The organism is Azospirillum oryzae, from assembly GCF_008364795.1.
Classification (GTDB): Bacteria; Pseudomonadota; Alphaproteobacteria; order Azospirillales; family Azospirillaceae; genus Azospirillum; species Azospirillum oryzae.
This window is the reverse complement of sequence record NZ_VTTM01000024.1, coordinates 1-1711: the sequence shown is the minus strand read 5'-3', so window position 1 is coordinate 1711 and position 1711 is coordinate 1. Positions and strand designations below refer to the sequence as shown.

Below are 1711 nucleotides of genomic sequence, written 5' to 3'. Positions count from 1 at the left end.
GGTGGTCGTAGTGGGCGAGCGCCCAGCGCTGCCCTCCACCAGCAGGCCCTGCGCGTCGATGGCGCCGATCAGCAGCAAAAATTTTCGCGCATGGCGAGCATGCGCGCGGTAGACTCCTTCAGCATAAAAAGCGAGGCCTCATGAACCGCCGCCTGCCATCCTTCCAAGATCCTGAAATGAGCGACAGGCGCCGCCCGGCAGATGCCGAGCCTCCAGAGGCTCTTGATCCCGCCGCGGCATTCGCATTGGGACAATGGGGCATGGCGAAGCGGCTGGCCCAGCCTGGTCGATCGCCACGCCGGCGCTGAGTGTCCAAGCTGGCGTTGACCTGCTGCGGTCTATCAATGGAGGAAGCGGTGCATAGCGGGGAGTGTGTTCGGGTTGATATCGTCCGCGTATTCTCCGACGCTTCCGCGCAACCGCATCATAGAGGCTGGGGCGCAGTTTTGGTGGCGGACGGTCGCAAACCGCACATAATGGGGGGGGCGATCCGAGGCAAGCGCCGCACCAGCACGGGCTTGGAGGCCGTGGGCATAATTTTGGCGCGGGCCGCCGCTCAACGGTATTTGAAGCGGCATGGGCTGCGTGTCGAGTTGCTGGTCGTTCATACCGACCATCAAGATATTGCTTGGACTTTTCAGGAACGTGAGGGCACGGCCAAGCTAACTTATAGATGGATCGCGCGAGAGCACCCGATGATGCGCTGGGCTCACCGCCGTGCTCGTATGCTTTAAAGAGCCTGTCGCGATAAGGAGTGCTGAGTATGATCATGCTGTTCTGGCTGTTCGTGACATCGTCTATGTTATTCCTTGTGCTCGCCGCCACGTCGGGCTCTCCACCGCCGGTCTCGGCCGGCCCCAATCGCTGGCTCATCCTGGGGTTGCGCTTGCGTCGCTTGTCGGGATCGCAAACCGCCTGCCTACTCACAGGCCTAATCGCTCTCGCCACTCTCCTCGCGTTGCTCGTAGCTGCGGAAGTGGGTATGGGCGCCTGATTGCGCTCAACTGACATCAATCTGCGGCAGGCCCTCATGGTGTAGCAGCACGACACCGGTGCTCGCGGCCAGATCACGGGCGGTCGGGGTGAACCCGAGCAGGGCGACGACAACGGCGTGGGTCACCGCCAGCGGGCCATGCGAGCCGACCGCGCCGACCTGCAGGACGGCCGACTGCCTTAAGTTGTCGATTAAGGAGTTTGCGGCTAGGGTGCCTCAATAGAACCGGCACCGTACAAACCCGCCGTCTACCTCCGACAGCGGCGTCACCTGAGGAAAACTATGACGCGTAATGAACGACTTGCGACTGCTTTTACTGCCATGAATGAGGCATTCGAAGTGCTGCGCCCTCTCGCCACCGGCGGCAGCGAAAAGGGCCCTGCAAGTGAGCTGGTCGCGCAAGTGTTGGAGAGACTCTATAACGACATGGACGCTCTTGTTGAGGTCATGGCTAGTCCGGCAAACGACGAGCAAGCGCTGAATAGGCCGAACTGACCCGCACCCGCCCGCTCTAAGCCTCGACCGTCCTCTCCGGTTTGGTAATGTGGGCTGGCAGTCTCCTCCGTAGATTCCCCACAGCGCTGATAGGCGCCAGATGTGGACTGGCTATCGACAAATCGCACCTGAGGCTCTGATGCACCGTACGCCTCCGGTGAGCGCCGCCTTGGCAAAGTAGGGTCCGACGTCTGAGGTTTGCGTGGCGCGTCATCGCGCGGA

The 1711-nt window shown here is 61.7% G+C and carries 2 protein-coding genes; both read left to right on the top strand.

Annotation, left to right across the window (positions count from 1 at the left end; translation table 11 throughout):
• Positions 1–763: 763 nt before the first annotated feature.
• Positions 764–994, top strand: a complete 231-nt coding sequence (locus FZ938_RS30890) for a hypothetical protein (protein ID WP_109154124.1) — start codon at positions 764–766, stop codon at positions 992–994.
• A 282-nt stretch (positions 995–1276) separates the two neighbouring features.
• On the top strand, positions 1277–1489 hold the full coding sequence (locus tag FZ938_RS30185; RefSeq protein ID WP_109154125.1) for a hypothetical protein: 213 nt from the start codon (positions 1277–1279) through the stop codon (positions 1487–1489).
• Positions 1490–1711 lie beyond the last annotated feature (222 nt).